Annotated in this window: 22 protein-coding genes; 10 read left to right on the top strand and 12 right to left on the bottom strand. The window is 40.6% G+C overall.

Going from position 1 to position 20,265, the window contains the following annotated elements:
* Positions 1–101: 101 nt before the first annotated feature.
* The 9 genes from ABXG83_RS07420 to ABXG83_RS07380 all read right to left on the bottom strand — a co-directional run bounded on the left by ABXG83_RS07420 (position 102) and on the right by ABXG83_RS07380 (position 9,995).
* Positions 102–1,055 carry a carbohydrate kinase gene (locus tag ABXG83_RS07420; protein ID WP_353548218.1) on the bottom strand — a complete coding sequence of 318 codons (954 nt, stop codon included), beginning with the start codon at positions 1,053–1,055 and terminating at the stop codon, positions 102–104.
* 106 nt (positions 1,056–1,161) lie between these two features.
* On the bottom strand, positions 1,162–2,514 hold the full coding sequence (locus tag ABXG83_RS07415; RefSeq protein ID WP_353548217.1) for an MFS transporter: 1,353 nt from the start codon (positions 2,512–2,514) through the stop codon (positions 1,162–1,164).
* A gap of 242 nt (positions 2,515–2,756) precedes the next feature.
* Positions 2,757–3,380, bottom strand: coding sequence for a hypothetical protein (locus ABXG83_RS07410; protein ID WP_353548216.1), 624 nt, complete (start codon positions 3,378–3,380; stop codon positions 2,757–2,759).
* A 57-nt stretch (positions 3,381–3,437) separates the two neighbouring features.
* A complete protein-coding gene (locus tag ABXG83_RS07405; protein WP_353548215.1) occupies positions 3,438–4,031 on the bottom strand; it encodes a hypothetical protein in 594 nt (197 codons plus the stop codon).
* 95 nt (positions 4,032–4,126) lie between these two features.
* Entirely contained in the window at positions 4,127–4,630 is a 504-nt protein-coding gene (locus ABXG83_RS07400; protein WP_353548214.1) for a hypothetical protein, read from the bottom strand.
* Positions 4,631–4,671: 41 nt separating this feature from the next.
* On the bottom strand, positions 4,672–5,313 hold the full coding sequence (locus ABXG83_RS07395) for a hypothetical protein (RefSeq protein WP_353548213.1): 642 nt from the start codon (positions 5,311–5,313) through the stop codon (positions 4,672–4,674).
* A gap of 148 nt (positions 5,314–5,461) precedes the next feature.
* Complete coding sequence (locus ABXG83_RS07390) at positions 5,462–6,076, bottom strand: DUF5694 domain-containing protein (protein ID WP_353548212.1); 615 nt, start codon at positions 6,074–6,076, stop codon at positions 5,462–5,464.
* A 114-nt stretch (positions 6,077–6,190) separates the two neighbouring features.
* Positions 6,191–6,460, bottom strand: a complete 270-nt coding sequence (locus tag ABXG83_RS07385) for a hypothetical protein (RefSeq protein WP_353548211.1) — start codon at positions 6,458–6,460, stop codon at positions 6,191–6,193.
* A gap of 244 nt (positions 6,461–6,704) precedes the next feature.
* Positions 6,705–9,995 carry a PDZ domain-containing protein gene (locus tag ABXG83_RS07380; protein WP_353548210.1) on the bottom strand — a complete coding sequence of 1,097 codons (3,291 nt, stop codon included), beginning with the start codon at positions 9,993–9,995 and terminating at the stop codon, positions 6,705–6,707.
* Positions 9,996–10,206: 211 nt separating this feature from the next.
* On the opposite strand from ABXG83_RS07380, the gene ABXG83_RS07375 reads away from it, so the two are divergent.
* The gene (locus ABXG83_RS07375; RefSeq protein WP_353548209.1) at positions 10,207–10,683 is read left to right on the top strand and encodes a YcxB family protein; all 477 of its coding nucleotides are present in this window, start codon (positions 10,207–10,209) and stop codon (positions 10,681–10,683) included.
* A gap of 55 nt (positions 10,684–10,738) precedes the next feature.
* Here the strand turns inward: ABXG83_RS07375 and ABXG83_RS07370 are convergent, their stop codons facing one another.
* Positions 10,739–11,167: a GNAT family N-acetyltransferase gene (locus ABXG83_RS07370; RefSeq protein ID WP_353548208.1), complete on the bottom strand. Its 429-nt coding sequence runs from the start codon at positions 11,165–11,167 to the stop codon at positions 10,739–10,741.
* A gap of 172 nt (positions 11,168–11,339) precedes the next feature.
* Between ABXG83_RS07370 and ABXG83_RS07365 the strand changes: the two genes are divergently transcribed.
* The 3 genes from ABXG83_RS07365 (at position 11,340) to rnc (ending at position 13,641) form a co-directional block, all read left to right on the top strand.
* Entirely contained in the window at positions 11,340–11,576 is a 237-nt protein-coding gene (locus ABXG83_RS07365) for an acyl carrier protein (protein ID WP_026751146.1), read from the top strand.
* 94 nt (positions 11,577–11,670) lie between these two features.
* Positions 11,671–12,924: a beta-ketoacyl-ACP synthase II gene (gene fabF, locus ABXG83_RS07360; RefSeq protein ID WP_353548207.1), complete on the top strand. Its 1,254-nt coding sequence runs from the start codon at positions 11,671–11,673 to the stop codon at positions 12,922–12,924.
* A 3-nt stretch (positions 12,925–12,927) separates the two neighbouring features.
* Entirely contained in the window at positions 12,928–13,641 is a 714-nt protein-coding gene (gene rnc / locus ABXG83_RS07355) for a ribonuclease III (RefSeq protein WP_353548206.1), read from the top strand.
* A 70-nt stretch (positions 13,642–13,711) separates the two neighbouring features.
* On the opposite strand, the gene mce is transcribed toward rnc, so the two are convergent.
* A complete protein-coding gene (mce, locus tag ABXG83_RS07350; RefSeq protein WP_353548205.1) occupies positions 13,712–14,122 on the bottom strand; it encodes a methylmalonyl-CoA epimerase in 411 nt (136 codons plus the stop codon).
* A 129-nt stretch (positions 14,123–14,251) separates the two neighbouring features.
* Here mce and ABXG83_RS07345 point away from each other — a divergent pair, with 129 nt between their 5' ends.
* From ABXG83_RS07345 to ABXG83_RS07335, 3 genes are read left to right on the top strand one after another with little or no spacing between them, the layout of a single operon-like run.
* Positions 14,252–15,466, top strand: coding sequence for an IscS subfamily cysteine desulfurase (locus tag ABXG83_RS07345; RefSeq protein ID WP_353550759.1), 1,215 nt, complete (start codon positions 14,252–14,254; stop codon positions 15,464–15,466).
* A 24-nt stretch (positions 15,467–15,490) separates the two neighbouring features.
* Positions 15,491–15,910 carry a Fe-S cluster assembly scaffold IscU gene (gene iscU, locus ABXG83_RS07340; RefSeq protein ID WP_353548204.1) on the top strand — a complete coding sequence of 140 codons (420 nt, stop codon included), beginning with the start codon at positions 15,491–15,493 and terminating at the stop codon, positions 15,908–15,910.
* Positions 15,911–15,966: 56 nt separating this feature from the next.
* Complete coding sequence (locus tag ABXG83_RS07335; RefSeq protein WP_353548203.1) at positions 15,967–16,317, top strand: iron-sulfur cluster assembly accessory protein; 351 nt, start codon at positions 15,967–15,969, stop codon at positions 16,315–16,317.
* A gap of 56 nt (positions 16,318–16,373) precedes the next feature.
* Here the strand turns inward: ABXG83_RS07335 and ABXG83_RS07330 are convergent, their stop codons facing one another.
* Positions 16,374–16,664, bottom strand: coding sequence for a hypothetical protein (locus ABXG83_RS07330; protein ID WP_353548202.1), 291 nt, complete (start codon positions 16,662–16,664; stop codon positions 16,374–16,376).
* Positions 16,665–16,769: 105 nt separating this feature from the next.
* Between ABXG83_RS07330 and ABXG83_RS07325 the strand changes: the two genes are divergently transcribed.
* From ABXG83_RS07325 to ABXG83_RS07315, 3 genes are read left to right on the top strand one after another with little or no spacing between them, the layout of a single operon-like run.
* Entirely contained in the window at positions 16,770–17,492 is a 723-nt protein-coding gene (locus tag ABXG83_RS07325) for an ABC transporter permease subunit (protein WP_353548201.1), read from the top strand.
* Between the two features lie 9 nt (positions 17,493–17,501).
* Positions 17,502–19,247, top strand: coding sequence for a gliding motility-associated ABC transporter substrate-binding protein GldG (gene gldG, locus ABXG83_RS07320; RefSeq protein ID WP_353548200.1), 1,746 nt, complete (start codon positions 17,502–17,504; stop codon positions 19,245–19,247).
* 49 nt (positions 19,248–19,296) lie between these two features.
* Positions 19,297–20,262 carry a TerC/Alx family metal homeostasis membrane protein gene (locus tag ABXG83_RS07315; RefSeq protein WP_353548199.1) on the top strand — a complete coding sequence of 322 codons (966 nt, stop codon included), beginning with the start codon at positions 19,297–19,299 and terminating at the stop codon, positions 20,260–20,262.
* Positions 20,263–20,265 lie beyond the last annotated feature (3 nt).

Below are 20,265 nucleotides of genomic sequence, written 5' to 3'. Positions count from 1 at the left end.
CTGCACGCCACAAGCTTTTTTAATGGTTATTATACGATATTTTCCTTGTCAATTTTGTGAAAGGCTTGAAGCCTGTTACTTGCGGATTGCCGCTTCAAAGCTTATTCAAAAATGTTACTACTCAAATGCTTGAACGCTTCCATCGCCCCGAGATACTCGCAAGTTCTGGCGCCGGCTTTGTTGGCATTTTGTATGATGTGTTTCCATTCTTGATGTGATAATTGTATGATACTTCTCAAATCCTTTTCGCGTAATTGATACAATACTGCACCCACAAAGGCATCACCGGCACCAGTGGTATCTACCGGCTGAACGGGAATACTGGGAATGATCTCTGTTTTACCTTTTAACCCGAGCAAAGTACCTTCTTTCCCTAAAGTGATGGTGAATACAGCATTGGTTTTATCTAATAGTATCTGTGCGGCATCAGTCACTGAATACGTATTTGTGATCAGCATTGCTTCTTCATCACTCAGTTTAAAAAAGTGGCAAGATTGCAAGAAATTCCAGGACTGATCAATGAAGGTCTGGGTTTCATTTGGGAATAAAAGATGGCGATAATTTGGGTCAAAGCTGATGAAGATATCATCCTGCATCAAAGCCTTTTGTAACATACCTTGATAGGCAGCTTGTAAAGGCCCGGGTAGAAAGCCTGTAGCAGATCCAAAATGAATAATGCTGACTTCATCTAAAGGAATTGCATCTGTTTCTTCTCGACTGAGTTGACCATCAGCTCCGCGGTTAAAAACAAAATCACGCTCACCATCTTCCATTAATGATACAAAGGCGAATGTTGTAAACGCTGTTGGGTCTTGCAACATCCATCGGGTAGATACACCGAATTCTTGCATCACATCGATCAATTGTTTTCCGAATGGATCGTTGCCCACTTTAGCTGCCAGTTCAACATTTCCGCCTAAAGCAGCAATTGCAGCAGCTACATTGGTAGGTGCTCCACCGGGTTTCTTTAAAAAATGTTGGCCCTTGGACAAAGAACTGCCTTTATCAGTACAGATCATGTCGATCAGTGCTTCTCCGATACAAAGTATTTTCATATTGTGAATTGTGAATGGTCAATCGTCAATTGTGAATCGTCAATTGTGAAAGGTGGGTATCAAGCTAATAATTCACCATTCACAATTGACAATTCACGATTTAGCCTCAATGTCCTCCTCCCGTCGAAACCTCTGCCTCTTCCTCTGTTTTCTCAACGCGCATACGCAATGTAGCTAATGCAGCGATGAGAAGAAGTGCACCTGCAAAAAGAATAGCATTCGCAGGATTACTTCCCAAGAAGTGTTGATAGATATATCCGAAGGAAAGTGTTTGAATAATCATTGGTACAACAATCATCATATTGATGATACCCATGTACACGCCATATTTCTCTTTAGGGATGCTGCCAACAACCATGATATAGGGTACTCCCATCATGCTCGCCCATGCAATACCAAAACCTATCATAGGAACGAAGAGTAAATATTTATTCTCTATAAAGGGCAAAATGAATAGTGCAAGCGATGCCATGGCCAAACAAATGATATGCACTTTTTTGGCGCCTATTTTTTTCGCCATCCATACCAATCCGAATGCAGATAAGAAAGTGATAATGTTGTAGAACCCATTGACAAGGCCGGTCCAACCAACGGCTTCTTCATATAGCTTAGAGTTTTCTTCTGCACTGGTATTCCATACAGAGCGAGCAATACTATGTGAGATGAATTGCCAATAACAAAACATGGCATACCATTGAAACAAATAGATCAGTGCTAGTTGCCATAATGCTTTTGGCATATGTGCGATCGAGGCAAATATTTCTTTAAAAGGAGTTAAGAAACTTTTATGCTCAGCTCTTAGTGCAGCAAGTTCTTCTTCTGTTGGTGGTATCTCTGGTGTTTTTATGACTGACCATGCTACCGATACTATTGAACATATCGCACCCACAAAGAAAGATCCATACACCCAATAAGGGATACCGCTTTGTCCATCAGAAGTGGTGGATTCGCCCGTGATGACTCTTTGAAAAAAGAATAAGGACAGGTTGGCGAGTGTGATGCCAAGTCCGGTAAAAAAACTTTGTGTTAGAAAACCCAGCGCTCGTTGACTGGCAGGTAATTTATCGGCGATAAAGGCGCGATAGGGCTCCATCGCCGTGTTATTAGCCGCGTCTAGTATCCAAAGTAATCCTACAGCCATCCATAATGCGCGACTGAATGGGAATGCAAATAAGCAAAGACTGCAAAAAATTGCACCAATTAAAAAATAAGGTTTACGACGCCCCCAACGTGGATGCCAGGTTTTATCACTCAATGCGCCAATGATCGGTTGAATCAGCAGACCGGTCATTGGACCGGCAAGGTTGAGTAGTGGCAGATCTTCCGGTTTAGCATGTAAAAAACTGTAGAGTGGATTCACAGCTGTTTGTTGCAATCCAAAACTGTATTGGATACCAAAGAAACCGACATTCATGTTGATGATCTGCCAGAAACTCAAACGTGGTTTAGTAATGTGCATGGCAAGCAGTTAGTTAGTCTTGTAAATTAACTGCTTTCAGTGAGCCTTACTAGCGTTGTGCTCAAGTATTTTTTCCGAAAACGATTGCGAAGACAATGATAAACAGTAGAATGGTGATTCATGAATAGTATAGCAATAGGTTGCTGTCAGATTTTCTCAGATCATACCTTTTGAATATGAGTGTAACTACTTGTACTGATCATCATAATCAAAAAAACGATCGCTGTTAAAGTGTATTTGATTTAATCCAAAATATAATATTGCCATTTGTCATTGCCTGCCGGGAAGACTTGATTTGCTTCATCATCAGAAGAGTAATGATATCTCGGATCGTAGCTGACTATTTCTTTATTGAATCCGAGTATTACATTCTGTGAAAAGATTATGGCAAAGCTGTTCTCTCGTCTTTCATACTCATATGTTGAAATGCCCATGATACCGGTAGCAGGGATCTTTGATAAGAAACCAGGTACTAATTCCGATAATTGATTAGGATATTTTTTGTGTACTTGATAATATCCCTCAATAGCTTCAATAACAGGAGTAGCATGATCAATAGCGATCTTTCTGCTGAAGTTCCTTGCAGGATAAGAACCATATATGCTCACACAAAAAATAATGATGGGGATGATCCAGGATAATAGCATGTATAAAGAGATCTTTTGTTTTCTGATGCCTTTACGAATCGTGATAATGATGCTTACTGGTATAGTAATAATTGTTACAATACCTATGAGCTGAGCGATCGTATGTATAGTGTTGGTAATTTTGCTAAAAGAGTTGGGTCCTGGTAGAAACGGAGATAGGATTATCAGCGTAATAAATACATTGATTAGAATGATTTGAATCCATTGCTTCCTTGACATACAACTTTATTGTAACGCTTCCGAGAATTTACTATAACTGAATATGAAGACTTATTCTTATACCTGATCGTACTTTTTTATTTGCGTAGCCAACCAAGCAGAGAAGGGGCTGTTTAATTTAAACGATAAGATCTTGTCACTACTCACAAGGGATCTGAACGCATAGGAGAAACGAATACCTTCACCTCTTTTCTGTATCAATTCAAAATACTGACAGAATAAACGTATGCCATTTTTGAAAGCAGTGATTGGAAATGTCGGAGTTGGATTGGCTGCACTGTATGCAGTTGGATTCATCAGTTTGATTTGTTGGTTGATGATGGGTAGTTCACCATTGCCACCATCAATAATAGTCCAATTGACGGCTCCCTTTTGCAGAAACAGAAAAAGCGTTTGCCCTATTTTGTGTTTCGCAAAACGGATGTCACAGGTCCATTCTTCAAATTTTTCAACGCTGATCAAGCCGCCTGCAGATCCTTTGAGGGTCTCCGTTATTTTAAAGATGTAGGATTTCTCTTGCACTTCCATGATCTTACCTGTCACGATTAAGTCTGCTTTTCCTGCAATGATCTCTAGTGGTAAATGCGTTTTTTTAGCATAGAGACCAAAGCTGCATAAAACAGATAAAAAAAGAAGGATCATTTTCTTCATGGGTATAAAATTACCTTTAAGGAACTACATAGCTAAGTTCACATTAAGTTACAGAGAAATATGTGAAAGATATAGACTGGTGTAAGGTATTATCATTAGCGATTGTTAAATATTGTTTTCATGGTCACAGGTTTATACCAGCATATCCCACTAATGATTGTCAATAAAAGTATATGGTTGATCGTTGAAATGTTGCAATTGCCGGAATAAATCGAACCTGAATATTCTTTATAATGCCATGGAAAAATCTTATCCAATATGGGTAAGTTCCATCCTAATTGTTTATTGATGATAGCTGGCGATAGGTCTATTAGATCGGGTATGATGCAACCGATAAAAGAAGATAATACAATGAGTCGATATTTCTTGTTGCTAAACCAACTGGCTATCAGGATCATGAATAGTCCAAGCAAAACATCCAGTTTAGAAGGAATAGGGTAGCAGTGGGGGATAGTATCTAAAATGCCATGAGAAAGAATGCCGGCTATGCATACACAGACACAAGTAACAATTGGATATTTAGAACGTTCAATTTTTTTGATATTGGTTAATAAGACAACAATACCAATACCCGTTGTTGTATGCAATAAAACATTCATTGATTTTTGCTTGAAAACTACAAAGGTTTCATCTTTTATATTTATTCAGCATCAGCATTAAAACTACTCACCTTTACTTTAGATCTATCTTTCTTGATCAATTGTATGTACTCGTTTTGTACTTTAAAATAAGCTGTTTCTGACCACTCCCATTCTTTTTGTTCACGCAAGTGAATTCCATTTGCTTTAAAGGATATCAAAATGTCATTTCCCTTAGTTGTTACAACAATCTCGTCAAAAGTATCTTGGATGGTGGATGTATTGGGAGTAGTTGGACAAATTTTTATTTCCTCTAAAACTGTTGTATCATTTTTGAACCACTTTTTTAGGAATCCAAGGTGTTGTTCAGAACATTGATAGCCAAGGTTTAATGCGGTCAGAATTTCGCATTTTAAATTGGATCTGTCTTTTGTTGGTTTACCATCCCACTCACATTCATTGCCAATAAAAGTAGCAACATAACCCAATGCTGCTTTTTCAGCATCAGTTATCGTTTTGCAAAAGTCTTGATTGATCAAAAGAGTACCACTTGTATCACGCCATAGAAATTGTACAGTCTTATCTTTTATTGATACACTTTTAGCGTTTTCATTTGTAGCAGCGTCTGTTGCTTGTGGAGCTTTGTTTCCTTCTCTGCAAGAACCAAAAAGAAATAGGATAGCTATGTATACATACTTCATCATAGCTACAATTTAAGTCAAACTATTGATTTTAAATCATGACTCGACATTTAGGTTTTTTGACGATTTTCTGAGGCAATATTCTAAGTGATCAGCGTTTACTGAGCTGGCGTTGTGGCAATATGGAGTATGTATTGTTGCGTATTTCGGATCATAAATCTCCTAGAAGTTTCACACGATATCCCATTTCTTCAAGGTACTTTTTAATTGGATATACATGTATGTTGCCGTACACAACGATCATTTTTTTTGCTTTTGATTTTGTAGCTGCTTCAGCAATTCTTCTGGCAAGGTTTTTATTACGGAAGTACCAGATATTAACATAGTCTCTGGCATGGGTATTATGGGTCGCATATAAAATTCTTGCTTGTCCAATATCAGTGCTATCGATCCATGAAGGTTGATTGATACGCTCAATAACATTTCCTTTTCTAATCAAAGTAGCTTCGTTTTGACTATATGCTTGCCAGAAGGATTCAAATTGTTTGAGTTCTTCTGTTCCTTTCAATGCATTGGAGAGTCTTCCATACGCATCGCTTTGATATGAAAAAGTACTGTTGTCATCTGTTGGATACAGATAGTTGATGTGTAGCTGTTTGGCCAATGGGAATACAAGATTGTGATGCTCAGTGTTTTTTAATCGGGTGGCTGATCTGCGTAAACTTCTAAGAAAAGCTTTGGCAGGATAACTTGAGCTGTCAAAATGCGAGAACCAGCTTTGATCGCCATGCATGATTTGAAACAACTGGTATTCTGCATTACCCATATCAATATTTAGGTAATAGTATTGCCAAAGTTTATACCGGTAAAACGCCTCTTTTTTTTGTTGGAGAAGGGTTGTGTATCGGACTATGCTATCTGATGGATTGATGAGTTTACCTTACCATTTTAGCATAACAGAATCAAAACGGTGTCGGTAGTTGGCGTCAAAATATTTTACATGACTCAATGGGTCATCGGGCTGCAACCATTCAACTGCAATAGCATCTGCTTTATACTGTAATAGTTTTTGATATGCCTTAGACCAATTGTTCGAAAAACTATCTGGCATCTGATGAACGATACCTACTAATACGATCTCTGTTTTTTGAGCAGATACGTTTGTTAAGTGTAGTAATAGAAATCCGAGTATAATAATTCCAGAGCGCATGGATAGATGTTTTTCGATCCATACAAATTAGAAAACCTGTTGAGTTAGAAAATAAAATTCAACTAACTGCAATTTACGATGTATCAAATTCAATTATCTGCAGTTTCTCAATATGCGAATCCATTATTCTTGGCCATATTTGAGATACTTTATCCTTTGTCTGTTTAATCATTTCATTTTGTTACATGTAGTTTGATAAAAAAACGCCCTCAGCGAGGGCGTTTTGAAATCGGTATACATTGTTTTAGTTCTTAGGCTTAGCAGGCGTTGGATATGCGGGTACTTTGATATCCGGTACAGATTTATTTCCCAGTATCTGCAATAATTCTTTTACTGCTCTTTCCAATTGAGGGTCTTTACCGGCTTGTAGTGATTGTGCATCTTGTCTCACATCAATATCCGGTGCCACACCTTCATTCTCTGCTACCCATTTTCTGTTGATCGGATCAAACACAGCGTTATCCGGTGCGGTAAGTGTACCTCCATCTACCATGGCATAGTGAACACTCGATTTTACGAGTCCACCCCAGGTTCTTGCGCCGATCAATGGACCTACTTTTTGTTGACGGAAAGCCCATGGGAAATAATCACCTCCCGAACCTGCCAGCTCATTGATGAGTAACACTTTTGGCCCTTTGATACCAGCGGGTAATTGCATGGGTTTACCATTGGGAACTTCATTGGTTAGTGCAGCACGTAAAGAACGATTCATCAAATCAACCATATAATCATCCAATAAGCCACCGCCATTGTAACGTTCATCGATGACTGCACCAAGTTTATCCTGTTGTGCAAAATAGTAACGGTTGAAACTTACAAAGCCAGGCTGACCTGTATTGGGAACCCAAACATAAGCTAGCTTACCTCCGCTTAAACTATCTACTATTCTTCTATTGTCTTCAACCCATACTCTTTGTCTTAGAGCTGTTTCATTACGAATGGGTTTTACAATTTCTGTCCAATGGTTTTCGAACTCAGCGGTTTTGTTGATGTGTAATACGGTTTGAACATCTGCTGTACCATCCAAGAATCGATAAGGGTCATCATTAGCGGTGAGTTCCTTACCATTGATACCTACGATATAATCACCTTCAGCTACTTTTATACCGGGTCTGTCTAGTGGACTACTCAATCCAGGATTCCAGCTCTCTGTTGTGTAGATACGTGCAATTTTCCAGCGTCCTTTATCGATCACCAGATCAGCACCTAATAATCCAACACTGGCGTTATCAGTTGCCGGATAATCACCGCCACCTACAAAACTGTGACCTACACTCAATTCACCGTTTACTTGGTCAAGGATATAGCGCAGGTCATCTCTGTGTTTTACAAAAGGAACGAGTGGTGCATAGCGTTTGTATACTTCATCCCAATCGCGTCCATGGATGTTAGGATCATAGAAGAAATCTCTTTCATAACGCCAGGCTTCATTGAAGATCTGCTGCCATTCTTCACCACGATTCAAGTACATGCGTAAGTCTGTTTTCAAAGCTTTGGCATCGGCACCTGTTGGACCACCCGTTGAAATGATCTTCCAACTACCTTGTTGAAAGGCTAACATTTTTTTACCATCCGCAGAAATAGTGATACCACCGGCACCAGTTGTAAATTCTTTTGCCTCTTTACTTTCGAGTGTGAACTTGTGTAAAACGGCGGGTCTGTTTGGTACAAATTCATTGATGAAAATACTACCACTTGGACCGGCATAAATAGCACCATAATTTCTTTTAGGTAATGGTAGAGGAATGGTTCTGCGATCAATATGTTCAAGATCGATCACCACATCTTTATCTTCTTTGGGTTTTGCATCTGTCTTTGGTTTTTCTTCTGGCTTATCTGTTTTTGGTTTCTCCTCTGCTTTCACTTCTTCTTCATCGCTATTGGGTTTGAAAGGAGAGAGATCGCTTTTGCGTAAGTTGATGACATAGGCTTCATATTCCGGTCTCGCATTTTGAGAACTGGTATTGGCCCATCCGCTTGCCAGTGCAACATCAGTACTGGCGAGGAAATAGAGATGTTTATTATCTCTGTCCCAGGCAGGAGAAAAAGCATCTGCAAATGGATCTGTAAGATTCAGGATGCTTTTTGTTTTTACATTCCACGCTTTGATGCCACGTAACATATTGTTGCCGGTTTTAGCGTAAGCCAACCATTGTGCATCCGGACTCCAGGTAATTCCCATACCACCACGTTCAATATTGATACCGCCTATATCAGCAGTAGTAATAGTACCGGTGGCAAGTTCTACAACTTGAATACGCACATCATCATCTACAAAAGCAATGTATTTGCCATCCGGACTCCAGGTAGGTGTCCATGCCATTTTAGATTCGCCAATAGGAATACTACGTGGTTTACCCATTCCATCTTGCGGGGCGATCATTAAGGCATAACCTTTACCATTGGCATCACTGAACCATGCAATTTCATTGCCTTTGGGTGACCAGATCGGAGCTCTGTCTGCGGTATTGCTACTTTGAGTGAGATTACGCACATCACCATTTTCAACCGGTACGGTGAAGATCTCACCACGGGCTTCCATAACTGCTCTTTTGCCGGTAGGACTTAAGCTTGCACGTGAAATGCGGTTGCCAACATTTTCCCAGCGAGGTGCTGACCATGGGAAATCACCCACAACAGATACCGTGAGTTGTTGGCTATTAGCTCCATTCAGATCGATCTGGTATAACCATCCTTCGCGTTCGTAGATTAGTTTTTTTGCATTACCTGACAACCATTTTACATCCGCACCCTTGAATGAAGTCAGTTGGGTCAATGCTTTGGTTGTAGTGTGATAGCTCCAGATGTTCGCCACACCGCCATTTCTATCGCTCAGAAAATAAATTTGATCTCCGATCCAGATCGGTTGTATATCGATCGTACGATCATTGGGCAACAAGGTTTCTGTTTGTGTAGCCAGATCTAAAATGATCAAAGGTGTGTTTTGTCCGCCACGATAGGCTCTCCATTCAACATCCCATCGATCCATTTTATCGATCACAAGTTTAGAGCCATCAGGACTATATGCGCCGTCATTTCCCCATTGACGGGAAAGTAATTTGCTGGGTCCACCCGTTGCAGGTACTGACCATAAACGCATATGAGGAGTGGGTGCAGTTTCTCTTTCAGAAGAGTAAAGAATATTTTTTCCATCCTTACTCCAGCCGCGTGCGATAGCATTCGCGGGATGCCAAGTAACACGAGTGGCCTCGCCTCCTTTTGCGGATACTACATACACTGCATTACTGCCGCTACGGTCGCTGGTAAAAGCGACCCATTGTCCGTCAGGAGAAAAATGAGGTTCACTTTCAACAGCAGGTGTACTGGTTAAACGCAAAACATTTTGTCCGTTCAGATCGGCTATCCAAAGATCTGAACCATAGACGAAGGCAACTTGTGAAGCACTGATATCCGGTTGGCGGAGTAATCTAGTGCCTTGTGCCTGAACCATCAATGAGGTTGTCAGCAGAACAAGACTTCCATAAAAGCGTATTCCTCCTGTTAGAGAAAGCAGCTTTGCAAAGGTTGATTTCATGCAAGATGTTTTTTGGGATTGAAAATGTGGATGAACAATATAAGAAAAATAGAGGAGATCGTGTGCGGGTTATAGGTTATAGCGAATAGCATATAGTAAATAGCTTATAGCTTATGGTTGATCGTGATATTTCTTTCTAGAGCTATTCCCATCAACTATAAGCTATTTGTTATGAACCATAAGCTATTCACCATCCCCCTATCTTTGTGGCATGCAAGTCAGTTTTTCCTACGATAAGAAGAAAGTGATACAGGCACTGCGTTATCATTTTGTACAGAAGCCGGAGATCAGGGTGTTGATGGTATTGGTGAATGTATTTGCGATTGCCGCGGCAGTATTGTTTTATTTGAAAAAGATCAGGCCTGAGCCGTTTTTATTGGGTTCTTTTATATGGATCATGCTGATGGCTTCTTTTTGGTATATCCTCCCTAATAATATTTATAAAAAGGCGCAAACCTTTAAAGACGATTTCATCATTGATTTTACGGATGACCATATCCGTCTAGAAAATGAGCGGGGTTATGTTGACTGGGAATGGAAGAAGTTTTATCGCTATTTTGAAAGTCCGCATTTCTTTCATCTTTATTTCGATAGTAAATCCTTCTTTCTGGTTCCCAAAGAAAATATGGGAGAAGAATTCCGGCATGATCTGCGAGGGATGTTAAAAAGAAAAATAACGGAGAAATAAGAAGGGGTAGGAAAAGAAACAAGAAAGTATACGGCTACTTTATCATTGCTGAATCTTATAAGTTTTTCTCCATGATATAGTGAGGGATGGTTACTTCAAAGAATTCGTCGCTGCAGATATTGTATCCTAATTTTTCATAGAAACCAACCGCTGTTCCACGGGCGTGCATGGTAAGACGCTTATAACCTCGATCGCGGGCAATGTTTTCAGCGAACATCATCAGTACCCTACCAATACCTTTTCCTTGTAATCCTGATAAAACGGCCATTTGTCGCAAACGAACGGTTTTATCCCCTTCATCTTTGAGCATACAACAACCTTCCAGCTTTTCTTCATCGAAACAACCGATCAGGATCTCATTTTTTTCCTTTTCCAGTTCTTCCATGGTAAAAGCAAGTCCGAGCGGTTTACGCAGGATATGATAGCGTAGTTCTACCATTTGCTGGTATTCTTTGGAGCCGTGGTCAATGAGTTTTAATGCCATAATAAAGGGGGAAGGGGATACAAGATAAGAATCATTTTAATATAAAGAATGCCTGAAAAGCAATAAAAAGGGGAGAAAACGGGCATTTTCGGTTGTGGAAACAAATATGCCGGAAAAGATTGCTTATTTGACAAAAAGTATATTTTTGCGGCTGTAACAAAAACTTTTTACAATGTCAGACATCGCAACAAGAGTAAAGAAAATCATAGTTGACAAGTTAGGGGTTGACGAGGCCGAAGTTACCAATGAGGCTTCTTTCACTAACGACCTCGGTGCAGACTCTCTGGATACCGTGGAGTTGATTATGGAATTCGAGAAAGAATTCAATATCTCTATTCCTGATGAGCAGGCAGAAACCATCACTACTGTTGGTCAGGCCGTTGCTTACCTGGAAGAGCACGCTAAGTAAGAGCATATTTTTATTGAAGGAATAATTTCATGCATCCGCCTTTCTGCGGCTTCGGGCCACAAAAGGCGGATGCTCACTTAAACAGGTTTTGAACATGGAATTAAAGCGCGTAGTTGTTACCGGCATAGGAACCCTTACCCCTCTTGGAAATGACCTGAACGCTTATTGGACGGGTCTGATCAATGGCGTATCAGGCGCAGATAACATTACTTTATTCGACGCTTCCAAATTCAAAACCCGTTTTGCCTGCGAGATCAAAGGGTTCGATCCTACTCAGTTCATGGATAAGAAAGAGGCCCGTAAAACAGACCGCTTTGCTCAGCTGGCACTCGCCGCAAGTGAAATGGCTGTAACCGATGCAGGTATCTCCAAAGACAATGTAGACATCGACCGTGTTGGTGTCATCTTCGCCAGTGGTATTGGGGGGTTGACTACCTTCCAGGAAGAAGTGATCAATTTCGCCAAAGGTGATGGAACTCCTCGTTTCAATCCTTTCTTCATCCCTAAAATGATTTTGGACATCGCTGCCGGACTCATCTCTATGCGTCATGGATTTCGTGGTCCGAACTATGCAGTGGTGAGCGCTTGTGCTTCCAGTACCAATGCCATCATCAGTGCAGTAGATACCATTCGTTTAGGGAAAGCTGATATCATTATTTCAGGTGGTGCTGAAGCGGTGATCAGTGAAGCCGGTTTGGGTGGTTTCAATGCTATGAAAGCCATGAGCGAACGCAATGATGATCCTAAAACAGCTAGCCGTCCTTATGATAAAGACCGTGATGGTTTTGTAATGGGAGAAGCTGCGGGTGCATTGATTCTCGAAGATTATGATCACGCCATCAAACGTGGAGCTAAGATTTATTGTGAAGTAGCAGGTGGTGGCGCTACAGCAGATGCTTATCATTTAACAGCTCCACATCCTGAAGGATTGGGGGCACGTAATGTGATGTTAGCTGCATTGAAAGACGCAGGTATGCGCCCGGAAGAGATTGATTATATCAATACCCATGGTACTTCTACACCATTAGGTGATGGCGCAGAAGCCAAAGCCATTACAGAAGTATTTGGTGAACATGCCTATAACCTCAATATCAGTGCTACCAAGTCTATGACAGGTCACTGTCTGGGAGCTGCTGGTGTGATTGAGGCTATCGCTTGTATTCAGAGCGTGATCCATGATATCATCCCTCCAACGATCAATCACTTTACAGATGATCCGGAGCTGGACCCGAAACTGAATTTCACTTTTAATCAGGCACAGAAAAAAACAGTTCGTGCAGCATTGAGTAATACCTTTGGTTTTGGTGGACACAATGCCTGTGTGATCGTCAAAAAATATTCAGCATAAATTGTGCAGTTTTTCAAAAAACTTTTCGCTTCAACCTCACCCGATGCCTCATTTGAGGCACAACTAAAGAATGTATTGGGGTTAAAACCTGGTAATCTTTTGTTGTATCGTACTGCACTTAGCCATCGTTCTGTTAAAGACACGCCGGAAGAAAACAATGAACGCCTTGAATATTTAGGTGATGCCGTACTCAGTGCAGTGGTAGCTGATTATTTATTCAAACGCTATCCCTACAAAGGCGAGGGCTTCCTGACAGAGATGCGCAGTAAAATGGTGAACCGTCAGCAATTGAATGATATTGCTTTGAAGATGGGATTACGTAAACTCACTTTCTACAATAAATTTGATAGTTCTCTTAAAGGCAGTCAGATCTTTGGTAATACTTTGGAAGCAGTGGTAGGTGCAGTTTACCTCGACAAGGGCTATGAAAAAACACAACACTGGGTATTAAAACAGATCGTAATACCACACATGTTTGTGGATGATCTGGAATCAGTAGATATCAATCTGAAAAACAAACTCATCGGATGGGCCAGCAAAAATGGCAAATCATTGTCTTTTGACCTGGCTGACGAAAAAATGGAAGGCTCCCGCCGTCTGTTCACGATACATATCATTCTCGATGGTGAACTCCTCGCGATCGGTAAGGGCTACAATAAAAAAGATGCTTCACAAGTAGCTGCACAAGCAGCAGTAGAGAAATTGGGGTTGCATTAAGCGATGAGCTTTGAGCTGCAGGCTTCAAGCCGCAAGAAATATGTTTCTTTCACTCACTATTCACTACTCACTATTCACCCTTCACTATCTCCTGACAAAGCTCAATCAACACGCCATTGGTGCCCTTGGGATGAAGAAAGCAGACCAGTTTATTATCAGCGCCTTGTTTAGGGGTCGGATTGAGTAGCTGGAAGCCAAGACCGGAGAGTCGTTGCATTTCTGCTTCAATATCAGCTACTTCAAAGGCTATATGATGCATTCCTTCCCCCTTTTTTTCGATGAACTTCGCGATCACACCCTCAGGATCAGTGCTTTCCAATAACTCGATCTTGGTTTCGCCTACCTGAAAAAATGCAGTATTCACTTTCTCGGATGCGACCAGTTCGGTTTTATAGCAAGGGGTAGACAAGAGCTGTTCGAATAAAGGGATGGATTGCTCAAAGCTTTTAACAGCCAATCCGATATGCTCAACTTTTAACATAACTATTTGTTTTAATACAGGGCTTTCGATTTGTGAAAAAAAGCCATTGGGTGGGGGTTTCAGTTCCGCAAGTATAAACCTATTGACGTATTTTTGTGTTAATAAGCAAGCAAATTTCTGAGGATTATGTTGAAACTACCGATTTACCTTGACAACAATGCCACCACACCGATGGATCCGCGTGTGTTGGAAGCGATGATACCTTATTTTACCGAGCATTTTGGTAATGCAGCCAGCCGTAACCACTCTTTTGGATGGCAGGCTGAAGAAGCAGTAGACTATGCTCGTGAACAAGTGGCCAAATTGATTGGCGCTGATCCAAAAGAGATCATTTTCACTTCTGGTGCTACTGAAGGTGATAACCTCGGTATCAAAGGGGTGTTTGAAATGTATGCCAGTAAAGGCAACCATATCATCACTTGTACTACAGAACACAAAGCAGTATTAGATACCTGTAAGCATATTGAACGTCACGGTGGCGAAGTCACTTATCTGGAAGTAAATCCGGAAGGTCTCATCGACCTGAATCAATTGGAAGCAGCGATCAAGCCAACCACCATTCTGATCGCCATCATGTATGCGAACAATGAAATTGGTGTTATCCAGCCTGTAAAAGAGATCAGCGCTATTGCACGTAAGCATGGTGTATTATTTTTTACAGATGGTACACAAGCGGTTGGTAAAATTCCTGTGGACGTAAATAAAGATGGTATCGATATCATGGCATTTACTGGACATAAAATGTACGGCCCGAAAGGTGTTGGAGCATTGTATGTGCGCAGAAAGAATCCGCGTGTGAAAGTGACTGCTCAAATGGACGGTGGCGGTCATGAAAGAGGTATGCGTAGCGGTACCTTGAACGTACCAGGTATCGTTGGCTTTGGTAAAGCATGCGAACTGGCTCGTTTGGAAATGGCAGAGGATGCCGCAAGATTGAGCAAACTCCGTGATAAACTGGAAAACGCATTAATGCAACTGGAAGAAGCATATGTAAACGGAAGTCGCGAACACCGTTTACCACATGTATCCAATATCTCTTTCAAATACGTAGAAGGAGAAGGATTGATGATGGGCTTCAATAAAAATATTGCTTTATCATCAGGCTCTGCTTGTACTTCTGCATCACTGGAACCCAGTTATGTATTGAAAGCATTAGGCTTGGGCGATGATCTGGCACATAGTTCACTTCGTTTCGGATTGGGTAGATTCACGACTGAAGAACAGATCGACTACACCATCAAAGCAGTAAGTGAAACGGTTATTAAATTGCGTGAAATGAGTCCGCTTTGGGAAATGTTCAAAGAAGGTATTGACCTGAACTCCATTGAGTGGGCACATCATTAATAATAATTTCAAATTGATTCAACCATGGCATATTCAGAAAAAGTAATCGACCATTACAACAACCCCAAGAATGTGGGGACACTTGATAAAGCAAAAAAGAATGTAGGTACCGGACTGGTAGGTGCACCTGAGTGTGGTGACGTGATGCGTTTGCAGATCGAAGTAGATGATGCAACCGGAGTAATCACCGATGCCAAATTCAAGACCTTTGGTTGTGGTTCCGCTATCGCATCATCTTCATTAGCAACCGAATGGCTGAAAGGCAAAACGGTAGACCAAGCAGTAGCTATTGATAATATGGATCTGGTAGAAGAATTAAATCTTCCTCCGGTGAAAATTCACTGCTCTGTGTTGGCTGAAGATGCGATCAAAGCAGCGATCAATGACTATCGTAAGAAGAACGGTTTGGAAGAACTGGTATTCGAAGAAAAAGGAGTTCATTAATCGTATCAGGCTGATGGTAAAATACTATCCGCTATGAACTATTAACTATAAGTCAAATGGTAGCAACAGAAAACAGTATCTACGTAAGTGATAAAGCCAAGAAGAAAGTACAGCAACTGATGGAAGAAGCAGGTGTGGCTGGTGATACTTCTTACTTTCTGCGTGTAGGTGTAGTAGGTGGAGGTTGTTCAGGACTGAGCTACAAACTTGATTTCGATAACGAGATCAAACCTATGGATCAGGTATTTGAAGACAATGGTGTGAAAGTAGTCACAGATCTGAAGAGTTTCTTATACCTCGTGAATACGGAACTTGACTTCTCAGATGGATTGAATGGTAAAGGATTTTATTTCAATAATCCCAATGCCAGCAGAAGTTGTGGTTGTGGTGAGAGTTTCGCAGTATAGCAGACACATGATAAAATTGTATTAGGCCCGAAGGTATCCTTCGGGCTTTTTTAATCTCAATCCTTTTCAATTTTCATTTTCTCCGGTTTAGGTGGAGGTGGCGGCGGCGCTGGTTTACCCGGCTGCTTAACCACTTTTGGAGGGTTTACCTTTGGTGGAGCCGGTGGAGGTGGTGGCGGCACTTTCGATTTTTTATTACTCCAAACCGTTACAGGAATAGCATCTTTCCCATTCAATACTTTAGGCGGAGCTTCCGGTTTCTTTGGCTTAGGAGGTTCTTGCTGACTTTGAGCCAATATCCCTATCCCGAATAAACCCAATAGCAATAATGCAATGCGTAGTTTCATAGTAGTTGTTTTACATAGGATGCCAGGGTTTTGCAATTCCATAAAGAACAGATAAAATATCCATGATCGGTAGCTGTATGGCGGAGAACAATTAGTTTTGACACTATGTGGATGATCTGCAAAAAAGAATGGCAGCAATTTTTTAGTAGCCTGACCGGTTATATTGCCCTGGCCGTATTTCTATTATTGAACGGGCTAATGTTATTTGTTTTTCCGGATACCAGTATTCTGGAGTTTGGATATGCAAGTCTGTCCGGCTTTTTTAATCTCGCCCCTTGGGTACTATTACTTATGGTGCCTACGATCACTATGCGCAGTTTTGCGGATGAGTTCAGATCAGGAAGCTTTGAAATATTAAGAACACTTCCTTTAACACCGTCTCAACTCGTATTAGGAAAATTTTTTGGAGCAATATTGATCACTTTTTGTGCGGTCATTCCAACATTGATCTATGCGATATCCGTTCAACAACTTAGTGTAACTGGCGGAATTGATATTGGTGCTACAACCGGTAGCTATATCGGACTATTATTATTGGGTGCCGTATTCACCGCTATTGGAATTTGTACGAGTAGCTTTACTTCAAATACTGTTGTTGCATTCATCATGGGTGCTTTTGTATGCTTTCTGTTATACAATGGATTCGATGCTATCAGTAAACTGTCTGTTTTTAGTGGTGGACTTGATTATTATCTAGAAATGCTGGGAATCAGTTTTCATTATAGAAGTATTAGCAGGGGTGTTATCCGCATCAGCGACCTGATCTATTTTATTGGCATCATTTATTTTTTTCTCCTGATCACCCAACGAAACCTGTTGAAAAGATAGAACTGAACTATGCAAAAATTATTGCAACATAAATATGGATGGGCTGCATTACTGATCGTATTGATTACAGCTGTATACCTTTCTGCCGGTATCACATTCCGGGCAGATCTTACAGAAGATAAAAGATACAGTCTGACAGACGCTACCAAGCAGTTGTTATCGAATGTAGATACTGTGATAGAGATCGATGTTTTTTTAACGGGAAATCTTCCTGCTGATTATAAGAAACTGTCTGTAGCAACAAAAGAACTACTTGAAGATTTTTCATCACTGTCAGGCAACCTGGTCCGGGTAAAATTTGAAAAACCCGGAGAAGGCCTGAGCAATGATACCGCCAAAGCAATGCTGTATGATAGTCTAGCACGCTTGGGAGTTGTATTTGAAAGAGCAGAGATCACCAATACTGATGAATCTACTTCACAACTCATCATCCCTTCTGCATTGGTAAAATACGGGAATCGAAAACCTATTTCAATTGATCTGCGTAGCAGCAGGCGCGTATTCAAACAATACAATGTAGTCAATGATGTTGAGCCGCAGGAAGATAAAGAAGCGACACGTAACGCAGCAGAGGCATTGTTGGAATACAAATTTGCCAATGCCATTGATAAACTGACACGTGAATACATTCCGACCATTGCTTATCTCGTCGGTAATGGGGAACCCATCGATATGAAAATTAACGATCTGGGTGAAAGCTTGCGTAATGATTATCGCCTTGCTGTCTTTGATCTGAAACAGGGTTATCCTGATCCTGCTTTGATTGACGCATTGGTGATTGTAAAGCCTACCACTGTTTTTACAGAAGAGGATAAATTGAAGTTGGATCAGTATGTAATGAATGGCGGTAAGATCATTTGGTTCATTGATAAACTGCATGCAGAATTAGATAGCTTGATGAGAAGTCAGGCAGAGTACACCGCATATGATCGTGGATTGGATATTGATGATCTATTGTTTAAATATGGGGTACGTATCAATGGAGATCTGTTACAAGATCTCAACTGCTCGAAGATTCCGATAGTCGTAGGTCGAAATCCTGATGGTTCTCCCAATATGCAAAGAGTACCATGGCCTTACTATCCGTTTCTTTCTTCTAAAACAAATAATCCTGTTTCCAAAAATCTGGATCGTGTACTTCCTATTTTTCCATCCAGTATTGATACGGTAAAAGCACCCGGTATACAAAAGACCATTTTATTGGCTTCAGATACCAATAGTCGAAGTGTTTCTTCTCCGGCATTGGTAACGATCAATAGCGTTAAAAGTGAAGAGGATCTTTTTTCATTCAATAGAAGTTATGTTCCGGTAGCTGTATTATTAGAGGGGAAATTTCAATCTCTTTTTGCAAACAGAGCAGGAGCCGATCTAATGGACTCTGTGCAACGTGTTACAGGTAGACCTTTTCAAAGACTTGCAGTTAAAGAAGGCAAACAGATCGTAGTGTCTGATGCTGATATTGTAACCAATGCGATCAGTAACACTACCGGCCCCTTACCCATGGGTGAACTGCCATTTGAAGGGTATCGTTTTGCCAATCGGGAATTCTTTTTGAACTGCATTGATTATCTGGTGAGCAATAATGGTTTATTTGAAAGTCGTAATAAGACAATTGTCCTCCGTTTACTCGATAAAGAAAAAATCACTGCACAGAAAACCACCTGGCAGTTTTTGAATATTGTAACACCACTACTAATATTGGCCATTGCAGGAGGGATCATTCAATGGCGACGAAAAAAGAAATACGGTATTTAAAAAGGGTCTGAAGGCGTTGGGTGCTATCTTTACGCCATAATTTACCCGCATGACCACACACCAGATCGTTTATCTTGTTTTTGGAATCGTATTGGTACTCGCCTTGGTTTTTGACCTGGGCTTGCTCAGTAAAAAGAACGCACAAATCAGTATCAAACAAGCACTGAAGCAAACTTTTTTTTGGGTGTCGCTTGCGTTGGGGTTCTTTGTTTTTATGTGGGTAGAAGAAGGGCAAAAACTTGCACTCGAATACCTAAGTGCCTACCTCATGGAGTGGAGCTTAAGTATTGATAATATTTTTGTCTTCATCCTTATTTTCAATTCTTTCAAAGTAAAAGAGAAATACTATTCACGTGTTTTATTGATCGGTATTCTGATGGCCATTGTCTTCAGGGTATTATTCATCACTATAGGTGTAGCATTGGTAGAACAATTCCATTGGGTATTGTACATATTTGGGGTATTTCTGGTCTATACAGGATATAAGATGTTCACGTCTAATGAAGAGAAAGAGTTCGAACCACATGATACCAAGATCTATCGCTTCCTCAAAACATATCTGCCTTTAGCTCCACATGACGGAGATGGCAAATATGTGATACGCGAAAACGGAAAGCCTTTGTACACAACATTGTTTGTAGTAGTAGTATTACTCGCTTCTATTGACCTGGTATTTGCATTGGATTCTATTCCTGCGGTAATGGGTATTTCAAGAGACAAATTGGTGATCTATACTTCGAATATTTTCGCTGTATTGGGTTTACGTTCTTTATTCTTCTTACTGAGAGGTGCTGTTTCCAAGTTCGACTACCTGCAACAAGGTATTGCAATTGTATTGGTGATCATAGGTATCAAAATGCTCGGAGAACACTATATCAATATGTGGATTGAAAAATCAACCCAGGTATTTATTTCACTTGGACTGATTGTACTTTGTATATCAGGATCTATTTTCTACTCCATGTTCGCGAGTAAAAAAGGAACACCTGAAGATGTACAAGATGGTTCTTTCTGACCG

Source organism: Sediminibacterium sp. KACHI17 (assembly GCF_040362915.1).
In the GTDB taxonomy this organism is placed as follows: Bacteria; Bacteroidota; Bacteroidia; order Chitinophagales; family Chitinophagaceae; genus Sediminibacterium.
The sequence above is the reverse complement of the archived record's forward strand: the minus strand, read 5'-3'. Positions and strand labels throughout refer to the sequence as shown.